Annotated in this window: 25 protein-coding genes; 14 read left to right on the top strand and 11 right to left on the bottom strand. The window is 64.0% G+C overall.

The window, feature by feature from the left end; all coding sequences use genetic code 11:
• Nucleotides 1–97 precede the first annotated feature (97 nt).
• The 4 genes from accD to CK227_RS03200 all read right to left on the bottom strand — a co-directional run bounded on the left by accD (nt 98) and on the right by CK227_RS03200 (nt 3992).
• A complete protein-coding gene (gene accD / locus CK227_RS03215; RefSeq protein WP_095771530.1) occupies nt 98–1024 on the bottom strand; it encodes an acetyl-CoA carboxylase, carboxyltransferase subunit beta in 927 nt (308 codons plus the stop codon).
• A gap of 95 nt (nt 1025–1119) precedes the next feature.
• On the bottom strand, nt 1120–1959 hold the full coding sequence (gene trpA / locus CK227_RS03210; protein WP_010912924.1) for a tryptophan synthase subunit alpha: 840 nt from the start codon (nt 1957–1959) through the stop codon (nt 1120–1122).
• A gap of 62 nt (nt 1960–2021) precedes the next feature.
• The gene (trpB, locus tag CK227_RS03205) at nt 2022–3242 is read right to left on the bottom strand and encodes a tryptophan synthase subunit beta (RefSeq protein ID WP_095771529.1); all 1221 of its coding nucleotides are present in this window, start codon (nt 3240–3242) and stop codon (nt 2022–2024) included.
• Nucleotides 3243–3332: 90 nt separating this feature from the next.
• The gene (locus CK227_RS03200) at nt 3333–3992 is read right to left on the bottom strand and encodes a phosphoribosylanthranilate isomerase (protein ID WP_095771528.1); all 660 of its coding nucleotides are present in this window, start codon (nt 3990–3992) and stop codon (nt 3333–3335) included.
• A gap of 125 nt (nt 3993–4117) precedes the next feature.
• On the opposite strand from CK227_RS03200, the gene CK227_RS03195 reads away from it, so the two are divergent.
• A complete protein-coding gene (locus CK227_RS03195) occupies nt 4118–4336 on the top strand; it encodes a hypothetical protein (RefSeq protein ID WP_095771527.1) in 219 nt (72 codons plus the stop codon).
• A gap of 111 nt (nt 4337–4447) precedes the next feature.
• Here the strand turns inward: CK227_RS03195 and CK227_RS03190 are convergent, their stop codons facing one another.
• The 4 genes from CK227_RS03190 to CK227_RS03175 all read right to left on the bottom strand — a co-directional run bounded on the left by CK227_RS03190 (nt 4448) and on the right by CK227_RS03175 (nt 7939).
• A complete protein-coding gene (locus CK227_RS03190; RefSeq protein WP_095771526.1) occupies nt 4448–5206 on the bottom strand; it encodes a M48 family metallopeptidase in 759 nt (252 codons plus the stop codon).
• 202 nt (nt 5207–5408) lie between these two features.
• Complete coding sequence (locus CK227_RS03185) at nt 5409–5891, bottom strand: DUF2852 domain-containing protein (RefSeq protein WP_027047647.1); 483 nt, start codon at nt 5889–5891, stop codon at nt 5409–5411.
• Nucleotides 5892–6008: 117 nt separating this feature from the next.
• Nucleotides 6009–7151, bottom strand: coding sequence for a benzoate/H(+) symporter BenE family transporter (locus CK227_RS03180; protein WP_095771525.1), 1143 nt, complete (start codon nt 7149–7151; stop codon nt 6009–6011).
• A 2-nt stretch (nt 7152–7153) separates the two neighbouring features.
• Nucleotides 7154–7939 carry an alpha/beta hydrolase gene (locus CK227_RS03175; protein ID WP_095771524.1) on the bottom strand — a complete coding sequence of 262 codons (786 nt, stop codon included), beginning with the start codon at nt 7937–7939 and terminating at the stop codon, nt 7154–7156.
• Between the two features lie 220 nt (nt 7940–8159).
• Here CK227_RS03175 and infC point away from each other — a divergent pair, with 220 nt between their 5' ends.
• Nucleotides 8160–8696 (top strand): translation initiation factor IF-3, encoded by a 537-nt coding sequence (gene infC, locus CK227_RS03170; protein ID WP_010912915.1) that lies wholly within the window; start codon nt 8160–8162, stop codon nt 8694–8696.
• Nucleotides 8697–8722: 26 nt separating this feature from the next.
• On the opposite strand, the gene CK227_RS37790 is transcribed toward infC, so the two are convergent.
• The gene (locus CK227_RS37790; protein ID WP_280951221.1) at nt 8723–8848 is read right to left on the bottom strand and encodes a hypothetical protein; all 126 of its coding nucleotides are present in this window, start codon (nt 8846–8848) and stop codon (nt 8723–8725) included.
• Nucleotides 8849–8916: 68 nt separating this feature from the next.
• On the opposite strand from CK227_RS37790, the gene CK227_RS03165 reads away from it, so the two are divergent.
• From CK227_RS03165 to CK227_RS03135, 7 genes are all read left to right on the top strand, one after another.
• Nucleotides 8917–9543, top strand: coding sequence for an isoprenylcysteine carboxylmethyltransferase family protein (locus tag CK227_RS03165; RefSeq protein ID WP_095792089.1), 627 nt, complete (start codon nt 8917–8919; stop codon nt 9541–9543).
• A 181-nt stretch (nt 9544–9724) separates the two neighbouring features.
• A complete protein-coding gene (gene rpmI / locus CK227_RS03160) occupies nt 9725–9928 on the top strand; it encodes a 50S ribosomal protein L35 (RefSeq protein ID WP_006201248.1) in 204 nt (67 codons plus the stop codon).
• A 92-nt stretch (nt 9929–10020) separates the two neighbouring features.
• Entirely contained in the window at nt 10021–10422 is a 402-nt protein-coding gene (gene rplT / locus CK227_RS03155; RefSeq protein ID WP_006201247.1) for a 50S ribosomal protein L20, read from the top strand.
• Between the two features lie 147 nt (nt 10423–10569).
• Nucleotides 10570–11667: a phenylalanine--tRNA ligase subunit alpha gene (gene pheS / locus CK227_RS03150; RefSeq protein ID WP_095771523.1), complete on the top strand. Its 1098-nt coding sequence runs from the start codon at nt 10570–10572 to the stop codon at nt 11665–11667.
• Complete coding sequence (locus CK227_RS03145; RefSeq protein WP_095771522.1) at nt 11664–12086, top strand: GFA family protein; 423 nt, start codon at nt 11664–11666, stop codon at nt 12084–12086. Before pheS ends, CK227_RS03145 begins: the two co-directional genes overlap by 4 nt.
• The gene (gene pheT, locus CK227_RS03140) at nt 12083–14491 is read left to right on the top strand and encodes a phenylalanine--tRNA ligase subunit beta (protein ID WP_095771521.1); all 2409 of its coding nucleotides are present in this window, start codon (nt 12083–12085) and stop codon (nt 14489–14491) included. The genes CK227_RS03145 and pheT overlap by 4 nt, the downstream gene beginning before the upstream one ends.
• Nucleotides 14492–14585: 94 nt before the next feature.
• On the top strand, nt 14586–15188 hold the full coding sequence (locus CK227_RS03135; RefSeq protein WP_095771520.1) for a nucleotidyltransferase family protein: 603 nt from the start codon (nt 14586–14588) through the stop codon (nt 15186–15188).
• Nucleotides 15189–15451: 263 nt separating this feature from the next.
• Here CK227_RS03135 and CK227_RS03130 read toward each other — a convergent pair whose 3' ends face one another.
• The gene (locus tag CK227_RS03130) at nt 15452–16447 is read right to left on the bottom strand and encodes an aldo/keto reductase (RefSeq protein ID WP_095771519.1); all 996 of its coding nucleotides are present in this window, start codon (nt 16445–16447) and stop codon (nt 15452–15454) included.
• Nucleotides 16448–16543: 96 nt separating this feature from the next.
• Here CK227_RS03130 and CK227_RS03125 point away from each other — a divergent pair, with 96 nt between their 5' ends.
• The 5 genes from CK227_RS03125 (at nt 16544) to CK227_RS03105 (ending at nt 21609) form a co-directional block, all read left to right on the top strand.
• On the top strand, nt 16544–17434 hold the full coding sequence (locus CK227_RS03125) for a LysR family transcriptional regulator (protein ID WP_095771518.1): 891 nt from the start codon (nt 16544–16546) through the stop codon (nt 17432–17434).
• Between the two features lie 192 nt (nt 17435–17626).
• The gene (locus CK227_RS03120) at nt 17627–18199 is read left to right on the top strand and encodes a cytochrome b (protein WP_095771517.1); all 573 of its coding nucleotides are present in this window, start codon (nt 17627–17629) and stop codon (nt 18197–18199) included.
• A gap of 68 nt (nt 18200–18267) precedes the next feature.
• Nucleotides 18268–18843, top strand: a complete 576-nt coding sequence (locus CK227_RS03115; protein WP_095771516.1) for a YceI family protein — start codon at nt 18268–18270, stop codon at nt 18841–18843.
• Between the two features lie 80 nt (nt 18844–18923).
• The gene (locus CK227_RS03110) at nt 18924–19910 is read left to right on the top strand and encodes a Gfo/Idh/MocA family oxidoreductase (protein WP_095771515.1); all 987 of its coding nucleotides are present in this window, start codon (nt 18924–18926) and stop codon (nt 19908–19910) included.
• Between the two features lie 40 nt (nt 19911–19950).
• Nucleotides 19951–21609, top strand: coding sequence for an FAD-binding dehydrogenase (locus CK227_RS03105; protein ID WP_095771514.1), 1659 nt, complete (start codon nt 19951–19953; stop codon nt 21607–21609).
• A gap of 39 nt (nt 21610–21648) precedes the next feature.
• On the opposite strand, the gene CK227_RS03100 is transcribed toward CK227_RS03105, so the two are convergent.
• The gene (locus tag CK227_RS03100; protein ID WP_095771513.1) at nt 21649–22587 is read right to left on the bottom strand and encodes an alpha/beta hydrolase; all 939 of its coding nucleotides are present in this window, start codon (nt 22585–22587) and stop codon (nt 21649–21651) included.
• Nucleotides 22588–22616: the final 29 nt, after the last annotated feature.

The raw sequence follows: 22616 nt of genomic DNA, 5'->3' as shown, positions 1-22616 counted from the left end.
GACATGGCGCAATCGCTGTTCGCGGCGGCCAACGCCGCGTTATGCATGTCGTTTTCCCAAAACCGAGGTCATTTTTGGGCGACATGCACAGTGTGCGTCAGGCTTGCGGCCTGGTTTCGGCGGCAACGACCGCGGGCGGCAGGATTTCCGGCTCCAGCGGCTTTTGCTCGCCCGGCATCTTGAGCAGCATCTTCAGCAGCCGCGCGATCGTTTGGCGCATCTCCAGCCGCGACACCACCATGTCGACCATGCCGTGCTCCATCAGGTATTCGGAGCGCTGGAAGCCGTCCGGCAGTTTCTCGCGGATGGTCTGTTCAATGACGCGCGGCCCGGCAAAGCCGATCAGCGCGCCGGGTTCGGCGATGTGCACGTCGCCCAGCATGGCGTAGGAGGCGGTGACGCCGCCAGTGGTCGGGTTGGTCAGCACAACGATATAGGGAAGGCCGGCTTCCTTCAGCCGGTCGACACCGACCGTGGTACGCGGCAGCTGCATCAGGGACAAAATACCTTCCTGCATGCGGGCGCCGCCGGAAGCGGCGAACAGGATCAGCGGCCGCTTGCGCTGCAGGGCAACCTCGAAAGCGTGCACGATGGCATCGCCCGCCGCCATGCCTAGCGAGCCGCCCATGAAGGCGAAGTCCTGCACCGTCACCACCACCGGCAGGCCTTCGACGGTTCCCAGCGCGTTGACGATGGCGTCTTCCAGGCCGGTCTTGGCCTTGGCGTCCTTCAGCCGGTCGGTATAGCGCTTCTCGTCGCGGAACTTCAGCGGATCCAGCACGACCTTGGGGTTTTCGAGCTGCTCGTACCTGCCGTCGTCGAGGAAGTATTTCAGCCGCTCCTTGGCCGAAATCTTCATGTGATGGCCGGAAGACGGGATGACGAACTGATTGGATTCCAGATCCTTATGGAACACCATTTCGCCGGTCTCGGGATCCTTGATCCAGAGATTCTCGGGCATGTCGGTGCGCCGGCCGAGCATCGAATTGATCTTCGGGCGAACGTAATTGGTGATCCAGTTCATCGCTTCGGCTCCTGTCCTGACGAAGAAGAGTTAGTGCATGCCGTCCATAAGGGGACCGGGCGATAACGACATGCACAAGACCAGAGGTAGGAAAACTATTCGGCGGCAGCAAGGCGGGCCGAACGCACGCCTTGCGCCAGGCCGCTGACCAGCGTGGCGACGGCCTCGGCCGGGTCGGCGGTCTTTTCGCCCTTCGGTCCCAGCACATTGGCCACCGCATTGACGATTGCCGTGCCGACGACGACGCCATCGGCATTGGCGCCGATGACACGCGCCTGCTCGGCGGTCTTGACGCCGAAGCCGACGCAGACCGGCAAATCGGTATGGCCCTTGATCCGGTTGACGGCGGCGGCCACCTTGCCGGTGTCGGCCAGCGCCGAGCCGGTGATGCCGGTCATCGAGACATAGTAGACGAAGCCCGACGTGTTCTGCAGCACCTTGGGCAGGCGCTTGTCGTCGGTGGTCGGCGTCGCCAGGCGGATGAAGTTGATGCCGGCCTTCAGCGCCGGAATGCAGAGTTCCTCGTCCATTTCCGGCGGCAGGTCGACGACGATCAGCCCGTCGATGCCGCTGGCCAGCGCGTCTTTCAGGAAGCGGTCGACGCCGTAGATATAGATCGGGTTGTAGTAGCCCATCAGCACGATCGGCGTTTCATTGTCGCCGGCGCGGAACTCGGACGCCATCTTCAGCGTCTTGACCAGCGTCTGGCCGCCTTTCAGCGCCCGCAGGCCCGCCGCCTGGATCGCCGGGCCGTCGGCCATCGGATCGGAAAACGGCATGCCGAGTTCGATGATGTCGGAGCCGGCGCCGGGAAGCGCCTTCATGATCGACAGCGAGGTGTCGTAGTCGGGGTCGCCGCCCATGAAATAGGTGACGAGAGCCGGGCGGCCTTCGGTCTTGAGTTTTGCCATGCGGCGGTCGATGCGGGTCGTCATGACTGGCCCTTTGGACGAATTTTGCTCATAGTCAACTCCCAAATCGAAACTGTCCAAAGGGCCTAGATCTCCATGCCCAGCATCGAGGCCACCGTGTGCACGTCCTTGTCGCCACGGCCGGACAGGTTGACGATGACGATCTGATCCTTGTCCATGGCGGGCACGATCTTCACCGCGTGGGCGATGGCGTGCGCGGATTCCAGTGCCGGGATGATGCCTTCGACGCGCGTCGTCAGCTTGAACGCTTCGAGCGCCTCGTCGTCGAGGATCGGCACATATTCGACGCGGCCGGAGTCGCGCAGCCAGGAATGCTCCGGGCCGACGCCGGGATAGTCGAGGCCGGCCGAGATCGAATGGCCGTCCATGATCTGGCCGTCGGCGTTCTGCAGGAGATAGGTGCGGTTGCCGTGCAGCACGCCTGGCGAACCGGCATTCATCGAGGCGCAGTGTTCGATGCCGTCGAGACCGCGCCCGCCCGCCTCGATGCCGATGATGCGCACATCCTTGTCGTCGAGGAAGGGATGGAACAGGCCGATGGCGTTCGAGCCGCCGCCGACAGCGGCGATGATGGTGTCGGGCAGCCGGCCTTCCTGTTCGAGGATTTGCGCGCGTGCCTCGGTGCCGATCACCGACTGGAAGTCGCGCACCAGCTCCGGATAGGGGTGAGGGCCGGCGGCGGTGCCGATCAGGTAATAGGTGTCCTCGACATTGGTGACCCAATCGCGAAGGGCTTCGTTCATAGCGTCCTTCAGCGTGCCGTGGCCGGCGGTGACCGGCCGCACTTCGGCGCCGAGCAGCTTCATGCGGAACACGTTCGGGCTCTGCCGGGCAACGTCGGTGGCGCCCATATAGACGACGCAAGGGTAGCCGAAGCGCGCGGCGACGGTGGCGGATGCCACGCCATGCTGGCCGGCGCCGGTCTCGGCGATGATGCGCTTCTTGCCCATGCGCTTGGCCAGCAGGATCTGGCCGAGGCAGTTGTTGATCTTGTGCGAGCCGGTATGGTTCAGGTCCTCGCGCTTGAAATAGACTTTTGCACCACCGAGATGCTTCGTGAGACCCTCGGCGAAATACAGCTTCGACGGCCGTCCGGCATAATGGGTCGAAAGATCGGTCAGCTCAGCCCTGAAGTCCGGATCGTTCTTGACCTCGTTCCAGTGCCGCTCGAGGTCGAGGATCAGCGGCATCAGCGTTTCGGCGACGAAACGACCGCCGAAAATGCCGAACATGCCCTGTTCGTCGGGTCCGGTGCGGAAGGAATTGGGTGTCGCCGGCTGATCCATCGCCGATCTCCTAAATCTTATGTTTTGAGCATGTCCTTATCGGAAAACCGGATTCCACTTTTCCGGGACATGCTCTGATTGGAACCACGCTCAGGCGGCGCGGTTGTCGCGTGCTGCCCGGACGGCCCGGAAAAATTGTTCGATCAACGCCGGATCCTTGACGCCCGGCGCGCTTTCCACACCGGAGGAAATGTCTATTCCGGGCGGGTTCGCAAGCCGAAGGGCATCGCCGATATTGGCGGCGTTGAGCCCACCGGAAAGCATGTAATCGACGCCGGCGTCAAGGCCGGCAAGGATGCGCCAGTCGAAGGCGACGCCATTGCCGCCCGGCAGTTCGGAGCCTTTCGGCGGCTTGGCATCGAACAGGAAGCGGTCGGCGATGCCGATGAACGGCTTGATCCGGTCGAGATCGGCTGCCTCGCTGAGCGGCAACGCCTTCATCACCGGCAAGCCAGAACGGGCTTTCAGTTCCGCCACCCGTTCGGGGGTTTCCGAGCCGTGCAGCTGCAACATGTCGGGCTGCATCGCCGTGACGATCGCGTCCAGGAAGGCGTCGCTGGCGTCGACCGTGACAGCAACCGCCAAGGCCTTGCCGCGCGCCGCTTCGCGCAGCCGCCCGGCTTCCGCCGGCTCGACATAACGCGGGCTCTTCGCGAAGAAGATAAAACCGACATGGCTGGCACCGCCGCCGAGCGCCGCGGCCATTGCCTGGTCGGTCTTCAAGCCGCAGATTTTGATGTCGAGCGCCATGGTGCGGGAATTGGCATGAAATCGAGGCAGAGTCGAGAAAAAGCATACCGTTTGCCGGCAAGCCCAAAGGCGCTACCTATTGATGGACGGGATTAATTGGCAGGATGCAGGGCGGGAGAACGATCATGGCCGACAGAACGGTTGCCGAACTGAAGCAGAAGATCGCGCAGGCGCGCGAAGTTATCGCCCATCTGATGGACAAGGCCGCCTTCAACGGCGCCGAGGCGCATCGGGCGCTCGATTATTTCGGCGGCGATGAATTCGACCGGAATTTCCTGCCCTGGCCGCATCATGGCGATGAAGGGCTGCGGCCGGAGGAGTTGAATGCAGCCAATGACGATTGAGTAGAGCGCCCCTGATTTCCGTCATCCTGGGGCGAAGCGGCGTAGTGCCCGGCCAGTCTCCCGCGCCTACACCAGCGGCGGCGGCCTTCTTCGCACTGCCAACATCCGCGCCTACTCGAACATGATCGCCTGCAGCGCGCCGCCATTGCGCTTCAGCCAGTCCTTGCAGCGGTCGGTGTCGGGGCAAAGTTTTTCGCACAATTTCCAGAATTTCGGGCCGTGGTTCATCTCCTTGAGATGCGCCACCTCGTGCGCCACGAGGTAGTTTATCACAGGCTGCGGCGCCATCATGATGCGCCAGGAGAAGGAGAGATTGCCCTCCGAGGTGCACGAGCCCCAGCGGCTGGACGTGTCCTTGTAGCGGATCGCCTTGGCCCGCTTGCCGAGCGCCTCGGTGTGTTTGATCACCAGCTTCTCGATCTCCTTCTTGGCCTCACGCTTCAAGAAGTCGGCGATACGGCGCGGCAGATGCACACGGTCACCATGAACGATCAGCAGCGGGCCGCGCTCGTCACGCGATACCGTCACGGTGCCGCGCTTCGACGGTTCATGGACGATACGGTGCGGCACGCCCCGGATCGGGATCTTGATGCCCGGCCGCACTTGCGGGCGCGTCGGCACCTTGGCCAGCCGCTGCTCCAGCCAGTCCTGATGGCGGTCGAGGAACCTGTCCACCTCGCCGCGGCGCAGGCCGGGCGGCACGGTGATGCGCAGTCCCTGGCCGCCGGAATCGATGCGCAGCGTCAGGCGCCGAGCGCGGGCGCTCTCGACGATCTTGAGCGGCAGCGTGCGACCGGCGACGCAATATTCGCGCTCCACGACTGGCGTGGCCTTGGGCTTCGTCAGATTGCGGAAGAATCCGATGGTCATGGCGGGACGATACGCGATTCGAGAAAAACGACTAGAACAAAAAAGAAACGGCGCCGCTCGCGCGACGCCGTTTTTTCACGATCGGGCCTGCCCTACAGCGCCGCGCGTCCTCCGGGACGCGCAGAGGACGCTGTAGCACTTCAAGTTGGCGCATGACCTTTTCCGAAAACCGGTTCCGGTTTTCGGGGCCATGCGCTCGGCCTCAGTCGTCAAGCAGGTTCGAGCCCTTGCCACGCTTGGTGGGGGTCGTGCCGGTGCTCGGATCGGTCTTCGCCGGAGCGGTCGACTTGTTGCGCTTCGCCATGAAGCGGTCGAACTCGTCCTGATCCTTGGCGCGACGCAGTTCGCGGGCATAGTCGTCGAACTCGGTCAGCATGTCATCGAGCTTGCGGCGTTCCTCAGCGAGGCGCTCAAGCTCCTTTTCGCGCCAGTCGTCGAAAGCGACGTTGCCGGTGCGGGCGGAGCCATTGCCCCAGCGCGCGGCCTTGTCGGAACCGCGGCGGCAGCCGGCGAAGATGCCGTCGGTCGCACGGTTGACGTCACGCTTGAAGCCGTCGAGCCGGTCGCCCCAGATGATGTAGGCGAGCATGGCGAAGCCGAGCGGCCAGAACACCATGAAGCCGATCACCATCAACGCGATGGTTGCCGGCGTCCAGGCCGGGCGGATCAATGCAGATGTGTTCATTTTCTCCCATTCCTTCGGTTGGAGACAGCCAAGACCGGCTGCGTGGAATCGAAATGGGAAGGCAAAAACAGCGATTCAAGACAATATCCGCCAAAACCGGACAAGGGTCTGAAATGATTATCGCTTTTTGAACCTGTCGAGGAAAAGCACGACCAACCCGGCGATGAGCCCCCAAAATGCGGCGCCGACGCCGAACAGGGTCAGTCCCGAAGCGGTGACGACGAAGGTGACGGTGGCGGCCATGCGATCGCCCTCGTGCTTCAGTGCGATCGCCAGCGCATTGGCGAGCGAGGCCATCAGCGCCAGACCCGCCACCAGCACGATCAGGCTTTGCGGCAGGACGGCGAATATCGCCACCAGCGAGGCGCCGAAAATCGCGAAGATCAGATAGGCGAGCGCATAGAAGGGGCCGGTCTTCCAGCGCTCGCCGGGGTCGGGATGGACGTCCGGCCCGGTGCAGATCGCCGCCGAAATCGCCGCCAGATTGGTCGTCGAGCCACCGAATGGCGCCGACAACAGGGAAAACAGTCCGGTGACGCCGATCAGCGGGCCGGGCTCCGGGTGGTAGCCGGCGGCGCGCAGCACGGCCAGCCCCGACAGGTTCTGCGAGGCCATGGTGACGAGATAGAGCGGCAGCGCCAGGCCGATCATCGACTTGGCGGTGAAATCCGGCGCGATCAGCGTCAGCGTCGACAGTTCCGGTGTCGGCAGGCCACCGACACGGCCGGTCAGGAAGGCGGCGAGACCGCCGCCGACCAGCACCGACAGCACCGACAGCGCCGGGTGGAACACGCGGATCAAGAAGAAGGCCGCGATCAGCGGCAGGATCAGCCAGGGGTCGACGGGAACGGTCTTGACCGCATTGAGGGCGAAGGTGACGACGATGCCGGCCAGCATGCCGGAAGCGACCGAGGGCGGTATCCTGGAGATCAATTGCGTCAGGGGCCGGAACAGGCCGGTGGCGATCAGCAGGATGGCGGTGGCGATGAAGGCGGCGACGGCCTCGCCGATCGAAAAGCCGGTCGACGCCGCCATCAGCGCCAGGCCTGGCGTCGACCAGGCGGTGATGACAGGCATTTTCGTGCGCCACGACAGCCACAGGCTCTCGATCGCCATGGCCAGGCAAATGGCCGTCACCCAGCTTGCCGTCTGAATTTGCGACGCGCCGACCGCGTGGGCTGCGGCGATGACGATGGCCAGCGTGCCGCCGAAGCCGACGATTGCCGCGACGAAGGCCGAGACCGGAATGGAAAGGCGCATCGTCACTTGCCCCGCCCGGCCATGTCGCCGACCGCCCGCACCAGCATGTCGAGATCCTGCGGCCGCGACAGGCGGTGATCGCCGTCCGGAATGAGCGACAAGGTGACATCGTCGGCCGGCAGCAGGCTGACCAGCTTTAGCGCGTGGCTCGACGGCACGTCCGGATCGGCCAGTCCCTGCAGGATGTGGACCGGGCAATGCGTGTCAATCGGACCGGTCATTGTCAGGTTGTTGCGGCCGTCCTCGATCAGCGCGCGGGTGTAGACGTAAGGCTCGGCGGAATAGTCCGACGGCTCCTCGAAGAAGCCTCTTTCGGCGAGGGCGCGTTTCTGCGCCTTGGTCAGCGCCGGCTCGACCAGTTCAGCGGTGAAGTCCGGCGCCGGCGCCAGCAGCACCAGACCGACGACGCTTGCGTCGCCCACCTTGCGCAATTCCTGCACCATGCGCAGCGCGATCCAGGCGCCCATCGACGAGCCGACCAGGATCTGATTGCCCTTGGCAAACTTCCGGAACACAACAAGGCTCTGCGAAAGCCATTTCGAAATCGTACCGTCGGCAAAGGCGCCGCCGGATTCGCCGTGGCCGGAATAGTCATGGCGCAGGAAGGCGCGGCCCTCTTTCGCCGCCCAGTCAGACAGCGTCTGCGCTTTCGTGCCCAGCATGTCCGACTTGTAGCCGCCGAGCCAGACGATGCCGGGCACGGCGCCTGTCGTATGGCGCACCGCTATGCGCGATCCATCGACGTTGAGAAAGGTCGGGGGGAGAAAGGTTGGGGGCGTGACGGTCATGGCTTTTTCCTCAGGCCCCTCTTCTGGCTCGGGCTCTTGTGGCACAGCCAATGGCGTGGCGAAAAGTGCTCGCGCTGCTTCTTTGTTTGGTGCAGGCGGTGATCAGGGTGATTTTCTGTCAACGCTGTGCTATTGACTCCGCCCGCGCGCTCACCACATTGGCGCGTCCACGCATCAAGACTGACAAATCCTGAACGAAACGGCCAAGGAGACCACGACCATTCGCAGACCTTTCAAAGCAGCGGCGCCGACCAAGGATGGGCCGCGCTCCAACCGTGACATCCGGGTTCCCCGGGTCCAGCTTATCGACGCCGAAGGCCAGAACCGCGGCGATGTTTCCATCAACGACGCATTGCTGCTCGCCGAAGAGGCCGGGCTCGATCTCGTTGAGATATCGCCCAATGCGGTGCCGCCCGTCGTAAAGATCCTCGATCTCGGCAAGTTGAAGTACGCCAACCAGAAGAAGGCGGCCGAGGCGCGCAAGAATCAGAAGGTCATCGAGATCAAGGAGATCAAGATGCGCCCGAACATCGACAGCCATGACTACGAGACCAAGATGAAGGCGGTGCGCCGCTTCTTCGAGGAAGGCGACAAGGTCAAGCTGACGCTGCGCTTCCGTGGCCGCGAGATGGCGCATATGGAACTCGGCATGCAGCTTCTGAACAAGGTGCGCGAGGAAGTGGCGACCATCGCCAAGGTCGAGGCGGAGCCGAAGCTCGAAGGCCGCCAGATGATGATGGTGCTGGCGCCGCGCTAAGGTGTGCTGAATATCAACACCTGAGATCACGATAAAGTCAGGCGCAACCAGCGCTCCAAATCCGCCTGAATTGTCTTGCAGAGCGTCCCGGCGATCGGCGGGACGCCTGTTTCTCGGCTAAAGCTGCGATCGCCGGCTTTGTTTTTATGCATGTCGTCCTCCCAAAACCGGACCCACTTTTGGGCGACATGCAATAGCTCCTCGACGATCGGATATCCCCTTGGACAACGAACTCAAATACGGGCTGGGCAATTACCAGCAGATGCGTCGGCTGGTGCTTGCCGTGCTCGTGGCGGTGCTGTTTCTGGCCCTGCTGTTCGGTCAATCGACCTTCCCACCCGACACGCCTGTGCATGAAACAGTCGAGATGTTCGGCGTGCTGCTGATTTTCCTCGGCATCGTCGGCCGCCTTTGGGCCACGCTCTATATTGGCGGGCGCAAGTCCTCCGAGGTGGTGACGGGCGGGCCGTACTCGATCACCCGCAACCCGCTTTATGTGTTCTCGACCGTGGCCGCGGCCGGCGTCGGCGCGCAGATTGGTTCGTTCTCGGGCATTATCCTGTTCGCACTGCTATGCGCGGGGGCTTTCCACATCGTCATCCTGCGCGAAGAGAAATTCCTCAAGGAGGCACTTGGGGCGCCCTATCAGGCCTATCTGGAGAAGGTGCCGCGCTTCTTTCCGAAACTTTCCCTCTATCAGGAGGGCGACACCGGCAGCTTCAAGCCGCGCCTGCTGCTGACCACGCTGCTCGACGGCCTGGTGTTCCTGATCGCGCTGCCGGCCTTCGAACTGATCGACGGCGCGCAGCAGTCGGGCGTGCTGCCTGTGTGGTTTACGCTGCCCTGATCGGGACAGAGCGCCGCACGGCTTCAGGTGTTGCGTACAGGCCGTCTTTGACGTATAGGACCGCCGTTCAAGAAAACCGCCCGGCAGGGCATGCCGTGGCGGTTTCATTTGCTTTTCGGGCTTTGGTCGGCCCGGAGCGAACAAGAAGCGCGATAGTGCGCCAACAAGACGGAGTAGCAAAATGCCCAAGATGAAGACCAAGTCGGCCGCCAAGAAGCGGTTCAAGATCACAGGTACGGGTAAAGTCCTGTCGGCTGCGGCCGGCAAGCGTCACGGCATGATCAAGCGTTCCAACAAGTTCATTCGAAATGCCCGCGGCACGATGGTTCTGGCTGAACCGGATGGCAAGAAGGTCATCAAGAATTTTCTGCCGAACGGCCTCTGAGCATTCGGTCTGGACACGCATTAGTTTTACGCAATTCCGAACGGAAAACCGCAAGACACTTTTCCAGGAATTGCTTTTAAGGAGATCATGACATGGCACGCGTAAAAAGAGGCGTCACCTCGCACGCCAAGCACAAGAAGGTCCTGAAAGCCGCCAAGGGCTTCTACGGCCGTCGCAAGAACACCATCCGCATCGCCAAGCAGGCGGTGGAAAAGTCGCTGCAGTACGCCTACCGCGACCGCAAGAACCGCAAGCGCTCGTTCCGCGCGCTGTGGATCCAGCGCATCAACGCCGCGACCCACGAGCATGGCCTGACCTATGGCCGCTTCATCGACGGCCTCAACAAGGCCGGCATCGAGATCGATCGCAAGATCCTGTCCGACATGGCCATCCATGAGCCGCAGGCTTTCGCCGCGCTCGTGGCCAAGGCCAAGGTCGCGCTCGAATATCTGAAGAACACCACGCCGAACGCTTTTGAAAGCGCTGTCGCCTAAGACCAGCGCTTCCCAAGCATTCGCAATTCTGATTATGGGGAACCCGCGCTGGCACGGCTGGCGCGGGTTCTTTTTTGACCCTGATGTAACCAAAATGGTGACGACGAACCAAAATGGTGTCGGTCACCCTATCGAGAGAGCTTCACTGTGAACGCCACCGCTGGAAATCTTGAAGCCCTGGAAGATTCACTGCTGGCCGATATCGCATCTGCCGCCGATGAGCCGGCCATCGAGGCCGTGCGTATCGCCGCCTTCGGCAAGAAGGGCACCGTGTCCGAGATGCTGAAAACGCTTGGCGCCATGACCGCCGAGGAGCGCCAGCTCAAGGGCCCCGTCATCAACGGCCTCAAGAACCGCGTCACCGAGGCGCTGACGGCCCGCAAGGCCGAACTCAGGGATGTGGCGATCGCAGCACGTCTCGCCGCCGAGAAGGTCGACGTGACGCTGCCGGTGCGGCAGTCGCCGGCCGAGCGCGGCCGCATCCATCCGATCAGCCAGGTCATCGACGAGATCGCCGCAATCTTCGGCGATCTCGGCTTCGCCATCGCCGAAGGTCCCGATGTCGAGACCGACTACTACAATTTCACCGCGCTGAATTTCCCGGAAGGACATCCGGCGCGCGAGATGCACGACACCTTCTTCTTCCAGCCGGACGAGAAGGGTGAGCGCAAGCTGTTGCGCACGCACACCTCGCCCGTGCAGATCCGCACCATGGAGAAGCAGAAGCCGCCGATCCGCATCGTCATTCCGGGCAAGACCTACCGCCAGGATTCCGACGCCACGCACTCGCCGATGTTCCATCAGGTCGAGGGTCTGGTGATCGACAAGACGGCCAATGTCGCCAATATGAAGTGGGTGCTGGAGGAATTCTGCAAGGCGTTCTTCGAGGTGCCGTCAGTCAAGATGCGCTTCCGGCCGTCCTTCTTCCCGTTCACCGAGCCAAGCCTCGAGGTCGACATCCAGTGCGACCGCTCGCGGCCCGGCGAAGTGCGCTTCGGCGAAGGCTCCGACTGGATGGAGATCCTCGGCTGCGGCATGGTGCACCCCAATGTGCTGCGCGCCGGCGGGCTCGATCCCGACGAGTATCAGGGCTTTGCCTGGGGTATGGGCATCGACCGCATCGCCATGCTCAAATACGGCATGCCGGACCTCCGCGCCTTCTTCGACGCGGACGTGCGCTGGCTGTCGCATTACGGTTTCCGGCCACTCGACATGCCGACGCTGTTCGGCGGCTTGAGCGCATGACAGCGCTCCACATCGGCGGCTGCCGCTGCGGCGCCGTGCGGTTCGAGGCCTCGGCCGAGCCGCATCACGTCGGCTATTGCCATTGCGGCGATTGCCGGCGGGCCAGCGGCGCGCCGGTCTCGGCCTTTGTCGGCTTCCTGGCCGATAAAGTGGCGTTCACCGGCAAGGCGCTGATGATGTACGAGAACGGCCCGGTGACGCGCTCGTTTTGCGGCGTCTGCGGCTCGCCCATCACCTATGTCGACGAGCGGCTGACAGACGACATCTATTTCATGCTCGGCGCCATGGACGCGCCGGCCGATTTCAAGCCGACGCTGCATGCCTATGTCAGCGAGCAGCTTCCCTTCCTGCATATGTCCGACGATCTGCCGAGACATCTGAAATCAAGCGTCAAAAGACCAGACGGAACAGCCCCATGAAATTCACCCTCTCCTGGCTCAAGGATCATCTCGAGACCGACGCCACGCTCAACGTGATCGTTGAGCGGCTGACGTCGATCGGCCTCGAAGTCGAGCATGTCGACGACAAGTCGAGCCTGAAACCCTTCGTCATCGCCAAGGTGCTGACGGCGGTGCAGCACCCCGATGCCGACCGCCTGCGGGTGCTGACCGTCGATACCGGCGACGGCAAGCCCCCCGTCCAGGTCGTCTGCGGCGCGCCGAATGCCCGCGCCGGCCTGATCGGTGCTTTCGCCGCGCCCGGCACCTATGTGCCCGGCATCGACGTCACGCTGACGGTCGGCAAGATCCGCGGCGTCGAGAGCCATGGCATGATGTGTTCCGAGCGCGAGCTGGAACTGTCCGATGAGCACAACGGCATCATCGACCTGCCCGAGAACGCGCCGGTCGGCGCCAGCTTCGCGTCCTACGCCCATCTCGACGATCCGGTCATCGAGATCAACCTGACGCCGAACCGGCCGGATGCCACCAGCGTTTACGGCATTGCCAGGGATCTGGCGGCAAGCGGGCTCGGCACGCTGAAAAGCGCTGCGGTCGAAAAGATTGCCGGCAAGGGCCAGACGCCGGTCAAAGTGGTGATCGAGGCGCCGGAGCTTTGCCCGGGCTTCGCCTTGCGGCTGGTGCGCGGCGTCAAGAACGGCCCCTCGCCGAAATGGCTGCAGCAAAGGCTGATCGCCATTGGTCTCAGGCCGATCAGCGCGCTGGTCGACATTACCAACTACGTCACCTTCGATCGCGGCCGCCCGCTGCATGTGTTCGACGCCAGGAAGGTCGCCGGCAATCTCGTCGTGCGCCGCGCCAGGGACGGCGAGAAGGTGATGGCGCTGGACGGTCGCGAATACACGCTGACGCCCGACATGTGCGCCATCACGGATGACAATGGCGTCGAATCCATCGCCGGCGCGATGGGCGGCGAGCATTCCGGCTGCGACGAGAACACGACGGACGTGCTGATCGAATCGGCGCTTTGGGATCCGATCACCACCGCCCGCACCGGCCGCACGCTCGGCATCATCACCGATGCGCGCTACCGTTTCGAGCGCGGCGTCGACCCTGAATTCATGGTCCCCGGCATCGAGCTGGCGACGAGGCTGGTGCTCGATCTCTGCGGCGGTGAGCCGGCCGAGACCGAAGTCGTCGGTTATGCCGGCCACAAGCCCAAGATCGTCTCCTTCCCGCTGTCGGAAGTGACGCGGCTGACCGGCATCGAGGTGCCTGAGGCGGAAAGCCTCGACATCCTGTCGCGCCTCGGCTTCAAGCCGCAGGGTTCGGGCGATGTCGTCGATGTGGCGGTGCCGTCCTGGCGTCCCGATGTCGACGGCAAGGCCGACCTGGTCGAGGAGGTGATGCGCATCCACGGCGTCGACAACATCGCGCCGCAGCCGCTCGGCGCGCATGACGCGGTCAATTCGAAGATCCTGACCACGCTGCAGGTCCGCACCCGCACCGCCAAGCGCGCGCTTGCCGTGCGCGGCATGATGGAGGCCGTCACCTGGTCGTTCATCCCGGCCAAGCATGCCGAGCTGTTCGGCGGCGGCCAGAAGGCGCTGAAGCTTGCCAACCCGATCGCCGCCGACATGTCCGACATGCGGCCGTCGCTGCTGCCGGGGCTGATCGCCGCCGCGCAGCGCAATGCCGACAAGGGCATTGGCGATGTCGCGCTGTTCGAGGTCTCGGGCACCTATGAGGGCGACGGCGCCGACCAGCAGCGGCGCGTCGCCGCCGGCGTGCGCCGCGGCACCGCCAAGCTCGACGGCTCGGGCCGCAGCTGGGCCGGCAATTCCGGCCCCGTCGGCGTGTTCGACGCCAAGGCCGATGCGATCGCGGCGCTCGAAGCCTGCGGCGCGCCGGTCGAGCGGCTGCAGATCGAGGCGGGCGGTCCAGCCTGGTACCATCCCGGCCGGTCCGGAACGATCAAGCTCGGGCCGAAGACCGTGCTCGGCACGTTCGGCGAATTCCATCCCAAGACGATGGAAGGGCTCGACGTTTCCGGCCCGCTCTGCGGCTTCGAAGTGTTCGTCGACGCCGTGCCGGAGCCGAAGGCCAAGCCGACGAAGACCAAGCCGAAGCTGGAACTCTCCGCCTTTCAGGCGGTGAAGCGCGACTTCGCCTTCGTCGTCGACAAAGCGATCGAGGCGGGCGCGCTGGTGCGCGCAGCACTTGCCGCCGACAAGAAGCTGATCACAGCCGTCACGGTCTTCGACATTTTCGAAGGAGCGTCGCTCGGCGCCGACAAAAAATCGATCGCCATCGAAGTGTCGATCCAGCCGGTCGAGAAGACGCTGACCGACGAGGATTTCGAGGCGCTGGCCAAGCGCATCGTCGAGAATGTCGGCAAGCAGACGGGTGGCGTGCTGCGCGGCTGAAGCAATTCCAGGAAAAGTGCTTGGCGGTTTTCCGTCCGGAATCGCGCAGAAACCACGGCTTGCGGGCAGATGGCGAATCGTCCTCCAAAGGGCGATGGACCATCTGCGCTATTCCGGGCTGCCGTTCGAAGCACAGCGCGCGGCGTTCCTCGACATCATCTTGGGGGACCCGCTCGTCCATGAGGCGCTGGCGCGGGCCCGCACGCTTGAGCTGCCGGACTGGCTGGTGGTTTCTGGGGCGCTCTACAATACAGTCTGGAACCATCTGACCGGCAAGCCGTCGGGTTACGGCATCAAGGATGTCGACCTGTTTTATTTCGACGACAGCGACCTGTCCTATGAGGCCGAGGATGCTGTCATCCGCCGGGCGGCGCGGCATTTCGAGGGGCTGGCGCTGCCGGTCGAGGTGCGCAACCAGGCGCGGGTGCATCTGTGGTATCCGCAGAAATTCGGGCAGCCCTGCCCGCGCTATACGAGTTCCAGCGAACCCATCAGCTATTTTGCCTCGAAGACGCATGGGGTCGGGGTGCGCTACGATGCCGGCGGGCAGATGGAGCTGGTGGCGCCGTTCGGGCTTGATGACGTCTTCTCGTTTCGCATCACGCCGAACCGGGTGACGGACAACCAGCGAACGCATGAGGCGAAGGGCAAGCGGGCAAAGGAAAACTGGCCTGAGATTAGTGTGGTGCCTTGGTAGGGTGCAGACATAGAAATGTCGGCGCGAGGCGCCCCCCTCTGTCCTGCCGGACATCTCCCCCACTTGGGGGAGATCAGCAGCTTCGGCGCCCCGCCCATTCTCCAACGTCAGCGATTAGCGAAAGCCGGGACGGCACCCAATCTCCCCCCTCGTGGGGGAGATGTCCGGCAGGACAGAGGGGGGCGCCTCGCGCGGACGTCTCCCTCCTTCAACGCTGCAAAAAGAGGCGCCGAAGCGCCCCTTTCCGAATTCTGAATTGCAATTCACCCATTCACCAGAGCCAGCAGCTCCTCGGTGTAGCGTTTGCCGACCACCTTTTCCGGCGACAGCGCATCGCCGATCGCCGCCACTTCGGCCGCGCTCAGTTCAATCCCGGCCGCCGCCGTGTTCTGCTCCAGGTGGCGGATTTTTCGCGCACCCGGGATCGGTACGATGAAATCGCCCTGGTGCAGCACCCAGGCCAGCGCCAGCTGCGCCGAGGTCACGCCCTTTTCCGCCGCCATCCCTTCCAGCGTGGCGATGACCTTGGCATTGGCTTGCATGGCCTCGGCCTGGAAGCGCGGCAAGGTCCGGCGCCAGTCGCCATCGTCGAGCGTTTCGGGCCTGGCGATCTTGCCCGTCAAAAGACCACGGCCGAGCGGGCTGTAGGGAACGAAGCCGATGCCGAGTTCACGGCAAACGGCGAAGACCTCCTCTTCCGGGTCGCGGGTCCACAGCGAGTATTCGCTCTGCACGGCAGCGATCGGATGCACGGCATGCGCCCGGCGGATGGTCGCCGCACTTGCCTCCGACAGGCCGAGCGCGCGCACCTTGCCCTCGCGCACCAGCTCTGCCATGGCGCCGACCGTATCCTCGATCGGCACGTTGGGATCGACACGGTGCTGGTAATAGAGGTCGATGACATCGGTGCCCAACCGCTTCAGCGAGGCCTCGGCCACCGCCTTGACGTGCTCGGGGCGGCTGTCGACGCCGGCCATGCGGTCGAGGCCGGTGCCTTCCTCCAGAATCTTGAAGCCGAATTTGGTGGCGATCGTCACTTTGTTCCGCACCGACTTCAGCGCCTTGCCGAGCAGGATCTCGTTCTCGTAAGGACCATAGACTTCCGCCGTGTCGAAGAAGTCGACGCCGATCTCGACGGCGCGGTGCAGCGTGGCGATCGCCTCTGCCTCCGGCTGGCCGCCATAGGCGAAGCTCATGCCCATGCAGCCGAGGCCGACGGGATAGACGTTCAATTCAGTTCCTAGCTTGCGGGCTTGCATCACGCGTCTCCTTGTTGTGATGCAGCAGAAATAGCGCCTTGCAGTCTGTTCGATAATCGGCTCTCATTTGTACGGGCTGTTCCAAGAAATAGATCAATGAACCGAGCACATCTTTCCCAACTTGCCGTGCTGGCAACCGTTGCCCAATGCGGCAGTTTTCGCGGCGCGGCCAGGGAATTGGCCATCGCGCCGTCGGCGGTCAGCCATGCGGTGTCCAGCCTGGAGGCACGGCTCGGCGTGCGGCTGCTGGCGCGCAGCACCCGCAGCGTCGCGCCGACGGAAGAGGGTGCGCAATTGCTGGAGCGGTTACGTCCTGCCCTTTCCGAAATCGACCTGGCGCTGGAGACGGCACTCGAGGCGCGCGACCGGCCGGCCGGGAATCTCCGGCTCAGCGTGCCGCGCACGGCGGCGCATCTGGTGCTGACGCCACGGCTCGGCGCCTTTGCCAAGGCCTATCCCGACATCGTGCTGGAGATCCTCATCGAGGATCGTTTCACCGATGTGGTGGAAGGCGGTTTCGACGCCGGCGTGCGGCTTGGCGAGAGCCTGCAGCGCGACATGATCGCGGTGCGTATCGGGCCGGACATTCGCGGCGCTGTGGTCGGCGCGCCATCCTATTTCGCGGCCATGCCGAGACCGCATCATCCGCGCGACCTTGCCGATCATCGCTGCATCCGCTTCCGCTTCTCCAGCGGCGTTCTCTATCGCTGGGAATTCGCGAAGGGCGGCGAGGAAATCGAGATCGCCGCGCAAGGGCCGCTGATCCTCGACGAGGATCATCTGATCGCGCAAGCAGCAATCGACGGCACCGGCCTCGCCTTCGTCTTCGAAGACTATGTCCGCGCGCCGCTGGCCGACGGCAGGCTGATCCGCGTGCTCGAGGACTGGTGCCCGCCCTTCGACGGGTTCTTCGTCTATTACCCCAGCCGCCGGCAGATGCGCCCGGCGCTCAGGGCATTTGTGGATTTCTTCAAGGTGAGCGGTTAGGCAACGTCCCTCACCCTCCCGGTTGTGGGGAGGGTCGGCTCGCAGTCGCAGCGAAGCGGAGATTGCGCGCCGGGGTGGGGGGTAGCGCCCTACGAGGACCCCGACCCCGATCCGCTTTGCGGATCGACCTTCCCCACACGGGGGAGGGTGAGGGCGCCGGAAGAAAGCCGACCCGGCATTCGTTCACACGCCATGCAGACTTCAATCACAAACACGCCAACCCGCTACGGCTGGGCAACCATTCTCCTCCACTGGCTGATCGGCATCATCTTCATCGGGCAATTCGCCCTTGGCTTCGTCATGGTGCGGCTGACCAGCCAGCGCACCGCTTTCGAGCTGATTCAGCTGCACAAATCCCTGGGCTTTTTGCTGCTTGGCCTCATCATCCTGCGCATCGCCTGGCGGCTCGGCCATGCGACGCCGCCGCTGCCGGCTTCGGTCGGCGCGCTGGAGCGGCGAACGGCACCGCTGGCGCATCTGGCGCTCTATGCCTTCCAGATCGCCTTGCCCCTGTCCGGCTGGGCGCTGGTTTCGGTCTCGACGCTGGAAATCCCGACCATGCCGTTCAACCTGTTCGTGATGCCCAATCTGCCGCTCGCCGAATCCGATGCCGCCGAAAGCTTCTGGGCGGCCGCACACTGGTATCTCGCCTATGTGGGCATCGCACTGGTCGCGCTGCATATCGCGGCCGCCCTGCGCCACCACTTCCTGCTTCACGACAGCGTGCTCACGCGCATGATCACGCCTTCGTCAGAAGGGGAATAGAGCGGGGACCTCCCGCGTTTGTGAGGTGAGGACGCCAAACGCGTTGCCTCCAGGAAAGGAACAATCCCATGCATGCGCGCATCCTTGGATTCGCGGCTTTTGCCGCATGCCTTGCCGTGCCCGCAGCCGCGGCGGTGGCGTTGAGCGACGCCGCTGGCAGCTACACGGTCAGCCCGGCAGGCTCCAGCATCCGTTTCACCATAGGCAAGGCCGGCGGCGGCGGCTTCGACGGCGCCTTCGCCCGCTTCAAGGGCACGATCCGCATCGACAATGGCGATGTCGGGCGCTCGAAGGTCGACCTTACCATCTATCCCGAAAGCGTCGGTACCGGCCAGAGCCGCATCGATGCCTTCCTGCGCTCCGACGCGGTGTTCGATGCGGCAAACAGCCCGGAGATCCAGTTCCGCTCGACCAGCGTGACCCGCACCGGCGATACGTCAGCGCTTGTCACCGGCAGGCTGACAGCGCGCGGCAAGACGTTTGCGGAAAAGTTCACCGCCGAACTCGACGGCTTGAAGGGCGGCACAATCAAATTCCATGTCACCGGCAAGGTGCTGCGGTCGCGCTACGGCATGGATGTCGGCACACCGCTCTATTCCAACGTCGTCAACTTCGACATGACGCTGATGGGGAAGCGGGGCTGAGCTAGGGTCAGCCCCGGTCATTGGCTTTTCCGTCGATTTCGGGCAAACCTCGCCTGATGTAACCGACATGGAGAAGCGTGATGTTCCGATGGGGTGTGTTGTCGACGGCCAAGATCGGCCGCGAGCAGTTGTTGCCGGCAATCGTCGAGGCGGAGAACGGCGTGCTGTCGGCGATCGCCAGCCGAGACCTGTCGAAAGCCAAGGCCCTGGCCGAGCGGTTCGGCGCGCGCCATGCGTTCGGATCGTACGAGGAACTGCTGGCCTCCAAGGATATTGACGGCGTCTACATCCCGTTGCCGACCTCGCAGCATGTCGAATGGACGGCGAAGGCGATCGAGGCGGGAAAACATGTGCTGGTCGAGAAGCCGCTCGCGCTTGACGCCAAGGATATTCTCCCCCTGATCAAGCTGCGCGATGCCAAGAAGGTGCTGGTCTGCGAAGCCTTCATGGTCATCTACCATCCGCAATGGATCAAGGTGCGCGATCTCATCGCCAGCGGCGCCATCGGCCGGCTGCGCCATGTGCAGGGCGCGTTCTCCTACTACAATGTCGACCCCAACAACATGCGCAACCAGCTCGACCTCGGCGGCGGCGCATTGCCCGACATCGGCGTCTACCCGACCGTGTCGACGCGCTTCTCGACCGGCAAGGAGCCCAGCCGCGTGCAGGCGACGATCGAGCGCGACAAGAAATTCGGCACCGACATCTACTCCTCGATCCGCGCCGATTTCGGCGATTTCGAACTGTCCTTCTATTTGTCGACGCAGATGGCTGCGCGTCAGGTGATGGTGTTCCACGGCGAGAAGGGTTTCATCGAGGTCTTTTCGCCCTTCAATGCCGGGCTCTACGATCATCACCGCGTTGAACTGCACAACCAGAACCACACCGAGGCGCAGGTGTTCCGCTTTCCCGGCACGCAGCAGTACCGGCTGGAGGTCGAGACTTTCGCGCGCGCGGCACAGGGCGGCAAGGAGCGTGTCTTCACGCTGGAGGAATCCGTGCTCAACCAGAAGGTCATCGACGCCATCTTCCGCGCCGGCGGCAAGGACGGCTGGGAGGCTGTCTAGGTCTTTGCAATAAAGTAGCCGGCTAATTCTGGGAGGAAAAATGGCTGACGACGCGGACGTGATCATTGTCGGCGCCGGCCTTGCCGGGCTGGTCGCCGCCGCCGAGCTTGCCGAGGCCGGCAAGAGGATCATCATCGTCGACCAGGAGCCCGAGCAGTCGCTGGGTGGCCAGGCATTCTGGTCGTTCGGCGGGCTTTTCCTCGTCGATTCCCCCGAGCAGCGGCGCATGCGCATCCGCGATTCGCATGATCTGGCGCTCGAGGACTGGATGGGCACCGCCGCTTTCGACCGGCCGGAGGATTTCTGGCCGCGCAGATGGGCGGAAGCCTATGTCGGTTTCGCCGCCGGCGAGAAACGCTCCTGGCTGCTGCAGCGCGGCCTGAAATTCTTTCCCGTGGTCGGCTGGGCCGAGCGCGGCGGCGGCAATGCCATCGGCCATGGCAATTCGGTGCCGCGCTTCCACATCACCTGGGGCACCGGCCCCGGTGTGCTCGAGCCGTTCGTGCAGCGCGTGCGCGAGGCGCAAAAGCGTGGATTGGTCAGCTTCAAGTTCCGCCACCGGGTCAACGAACTGACGCGGACGGGCGCTGTGGTGACCGGTGTGCGCGGCGATATCCTCGAACCCAGCACCGTCGAGCGCGGCCACAAGAGCTCGCGCGACATATCGGGCGATTTCGAGCTGCATGCGCAAGCGGTGATCGTCGCCTCCGGCGGAATCGGCGGCAATCACCAGCTGGTGCGGGAAAACTGGCCCAAGCGCCTGGGCACGGCGCCCAAGCGCATGATCACCGGCGTGCCCGACCATGTCGACGGCCGCATGCTGGCGATCACGGAACGGGCCGGCGGCTCGATCATCAACCGTGACCGCATGTGGCACTATGTCGAGGGCATCAGGAACTGGGCGCCGATCTGGACCGAACACGCGATCCGCATCCTGCCCGGCCCGTCGTCGCTCTGGCTCGATGCCAGGGGCAAGCGCCTGCCGGTACCGCTCTATCCCGGCTTCGACACACTGGGCACGCTAAGCCACATCATGAGCACCGGCTTCGACTATTCCTGGTTCATCCTGACCAGGAAGATCATCCAGAAGGAGTTCGCGCTGTCGGGTTCCGAACAGAACCCGGACCTCACCGGCAAGAGCTGGCGCCAGGTGCTCGGCCGCGCGACGTCAGGCATTCCGGGTCCGGTGAAGGCCTTCATGGAGAAGGGCGAGGATTTCATCGTCGAGGCCGACCTTTCGAAGCTGGTGGCGCGCATGAACGCGCTGGCCGGCGGCGAGCCGCTGCTCGAGCTCGCGCAGGTGGAACGTGAGATCCGCGCCCGCGATCGCCAACTCGACAATCCATTCTCCAAGGACATGCAGGTCACCGCGCTGCGCGGCGCCCGCGCCTATCTCGGCGACAAGCTCATCCGCACGGCCAAGCCGCACAAGATGCTCGATCCGGCAAACGGCCCACTAATCGCGGTGCGTCTCAACATCCTGACCCGCAAGACGCTGGGCGGCCTGCAGACCGATCTCGACAGCCGCGTGCTGGATGCGGATGGCCAGCCGGTCGCCGGGCTCTATGCGGTGGGCGAAGCCGCCGGCTTCGGCGGCGGCGGCGTGCACGGCTATGCCGCGCTGGAAGGTACGTTCCTCGGCGGCTGCATCTTCTCCGGCCGCAGCGCCGGCCGGGCGGCGGGACGCTCGGTGGCGTGAAACGACGTCACCGGGGCCCGTCGTGAGACGGGAAACCGCTCACCAGTGCCAAGCGCCCCGTCCAAGAGCGGCCACCGCGTCGACAATCCGCGTGAAACTTTCGCGGGCGCGACCGACCGTGTGGCGGGCCCTGAGATAGCCGTGCACCAGACCCGGTTCCTCGAACCAGGTGGCTCGCCCGCCCGACTCGATGATGCGGTCACGATAGGCCTCGCCGTCCGAAGACAGCGGGTCACACTGTGCGGTGATCAGCACGGTCGGCGGCAGTTTGGCGAAGTCGGTATCGGCAAGCGGCGCCAGCGTCGCATCGCCGCCGCGATCCTGCCCGCCGGTGCGGATGTGCTTGTAGAATTCGAGATCGCGCATGGTCAGCATCGGCGCTTCGGCATGCGTAACATAGGAGCCCTTCGAGCGGTCGCCGCCAAGGCCGGGATAGATCAGCAACTGGCCCGCCGGCCGTTTCGCATGGCCGCGCGTGGCGTGGCCGACGGCGGCGCAGAGATTGCCGCCGGCGCTGTCGCCGCAAAGCAGGATGGGTCGGTCGCGCGTGGAAGCGGCCCATGCAAAGGCGCTCATCGCGTCGTCAAAGGCGGCCGGATGCAGATGCTCCGGTGCCAGCCGGTAATCGACGGAGACAATTTCGTAGGTGGTGCGGGCGCAGAGCTCGGCGCAAACGTCGTCATGGCTGTCCAGCCCGCCAAGAATGAAGCCGCCGCCGTGGATGTAGAGCACAGTCGCCGCCGGTTGCGGGGCGCTTCGGTAGATGCGGATCGGGATGTCGTGCGCGGGCGTAGCAATGGCCGAGGTTTCGACCGTCACACCCTGGGGATAGCCGGCAAAGAACTCCCGGCACATGCGGTCATATATCTCGCGCTGCTGCGCGATCGTGTAGTCGATCGTATCGGGCGGATAATACGAATTGGTCCGCTCGATGAAGGCCCAGGTCTCGGCGTCGATGAGTTTTGTGTAGTCGGTCATGGAGCTCCTTTACCTCCCCCTTGATGCGG

It is taken from the genome of Mesorhizobium sp. WSM4308 (genome assembly GCF_002294905.1).
Taxonomy (GTDB): Bacteria; Pseudomonadota; Alphaproteobacteria; order Rhizobiales; family Rhizobiaceae; genus Mesorhizobium.
This window is presented reverse-complemented; position numbering and strand designations above follow the sequence as displayed.

Coding starts and splice junctions, on each gene's coding strand:
- accD (WP_095771530.1), bottom strand. CDS start 1,024: ATGAACTGGATCACCAATTACGTTCGCCCGAAGATCAATTCGATGCTC.
- trpA (WP_010912924.1), bottom strand. CDS start 1,959: ATGACGACCCGCATCGACCGCCGCATGGCAAAACTCAAGACCGAAGGC.
- trpB (WP_095771529.1), bottom strand. CDS start 3,242: ATGGATCAGCCGGCGACACCCAATTCCTTCCGCACCGGACCCGACGAA.
- CK227_RS03200 (WP_095771528.1), bottom strand. CDS start 3,992: ATGGCGCTCGACATCAAAATCTGCGGCTTGAAGACCGACCAGGCAATG.
- CK227_RS03195 (WP_095771527.1), top strand. CDS start 4,118: ATGGCCGACAGAACGGTTGCCGAACTGAAGCAGAAGATCGCGCAGGCG.
- CK227_RS03190 (WP_095771526.1), bottom strand. CDS start 5,206: ATGACCATCGGATTCTTCCGCAATCTGACGAAGCCCAAGGCCACGCCA.
- CK227_RS03185 (WP_027047647.1), bottom strand. CDS start 5,891: ATGAACACATCTGCATTGATCCGCCCGGCCTGGACGCCGGCAACCATC.
- CK227_RS03180 (WP_095771525.1), bottom strand. CDS start 7,151: ATGCGCCTTTCCATTCCGGTCTCGGCCTTCGTCGCGGCAATCGTCGGC.
- CK227_RS03175 (WP_095771524.1), bottom strand. CDS start 7,939: ATGACCGTCACGCCCCCAACCTTTCTCCCCCCGACCTTTCTCAACGTC.
- CK227_RS37790 (WP_280951221.1), bottom strand. CDS start 8,848: ATGCATAAAAACAAAGCCGGCGATCGCAGCTTTAGCCGAGAAACAGGC.
- rpmI (WP_006201248.1), top strand. CDS start 9,725: ATGCCCAAGATGAAGACCAAGTCGGCCGCCAAGAAGCGGTTCAAGATC.
- rplT (WP_006201247.1), top strand. CDS start 10,021: ATGGCACGCGTAAAAAGAGGCGTCACCTCGCACGCCAAGCACAAGAAG.
- CK227_RS03145 (WP_095771522.1), top strand. CDS start 11,664: ATGACAGCGCTCCACATCGGCGGCTGCCGCTGCGGCGCCGTGCGGTTC.
- pheT (WP_095771521.1), top strand. CDS start 12,083: ATGAAATTCACCCTCTCCTGGCTCAAGGATCATCTCGAGACCGACGCC.
- CK227_RS03135 (WP_095771520.1), top strand. CDS start 14,586: ATGGACCATCTGCGCTATTCCGGGCTGCCGTTCGAAGCACAGCGCGCG.
- CK227_RS03130 (WP_095771519.1), bottom strand. CDS start 16,447: ATGCAAGCCCGCAAGCTAGGAACTGAATTGAACGTCTATCCCGTCGGC.
- CK227_RS03125 (WP_095771518.1), top strand. CDS start 16,544: ATGAACCGAGCACATCTTTCCCAACTTGCCGTGCTGGCAACCGTTGCC.
- CK227_RS03120 (WP_095771517.1), top strand. CDS start 17,627: ATGCAGACTTCAATCACAAACACGCCAACCCGCTACGGCTGGGCAACC.
- CK227_RS03115 (WP_095771516.1), top strand. CDS start 18,268: ATGCATGCGCGCATCCTTGGATTCGCGGCTTTTGCCGCATGCCTTGCC.
- CK227_RS03110 (WP_095771515.1), top strand. CDS start 18,924: ATGTTCCGATGGGGTGTGTTGTCGACGGCCAAGATCGGCCGCGAGCAG.
- CK227_RS03105 (WP_095771514.1), top strand. CDS start 19,951: ATGGCTGACGACGCGGACGTGATCATTGTCGGCGCCGGCCTTGCCGGG.
- CK227_RS03100 (WP_095771513.1), bottom strand. CDS start 22,587: ATGACCGACTACACAAAACTCATCGACGCCGAGACCTGGGCCTTCATC.